General features: G+C 69.4%; 2 protein-coding genes. Both read left to right on the top strand.

Features of this window, described 5'->3' with window-relative positions; genetic code table 11:
* Positions 1 to 112, top strand: a 112-nt coding sequence (locus ACWKV5_RS29690) for a malonate decarboxylase subunit alpha (RefSeq protein ID WP_483844159.1), incomplete at its 5' end; no start/stop codon positions are given.
* The coding region (locus ACWKV5_RS29685) for a triphosphoribosyl-dephospho-CoA synthase (RefSeq protein ID WP_483844158.1) at positions 112 to 530 on the top strand (419 nt) is incomplete at its 3' end. The genes ACWKV5_RS29690 and ACWKV5_RS29685, both read left to right, overlap by 1 nt.

Raw genomic sequence — 530 nt, 5'->3', positions numbered from 1 at the left:
CGTGCGCCGCAGCGACGCCGGCCGCGAACTGCTCGCCGCCAAGAGCATCGCCGACCTGGTCGAATGGTCCGGCGGCCTGTACGACCCGCCTGCACGCTTCCGGAGCTGGTAATGGAGAAGACATTGCAACGGCCCCTCCCGGCCAGCCCGAAAGCACGCGCGAAGCGATTGGCCGCGCTGGTCGAGTCTGCCCTCATCGACGAAGTGACGCTGTCGCCCAAGCCCGGCCTGGTGGATGTGCGCGGCAACGGCGCGCATCACGATCTGGACTGGACGCTGATGGTGCATTCGGCCCAAACCCTGCGCCCCACGTTTGAAGCCATGGCACTGGCCGGCGCGCAGATCGAAACGCAAGCCGGCGCACAACTCGCCCTGCGCGAGCGCATCGGCCGCCTGGGGCGCGAAGGCGAAGCGGCCATGCTCGACGCCACCGGTGGAGCCAACACGCACCGCGGCGCCATCTGGGCGCTGGGCTTGCTGGTGACGGCTGCAGCTCAAACGCCGCCTGCAGTGGACGCAGCCGCTGTTGC

The organism is Pseudomonas oplopanacis (assembly GCF_057128725.1).
The sequence above is the reverse complement of the archived record's forward strand: the minus strand, read 5'-3'. Positions and strand labels throughout refer to the sequence as shown.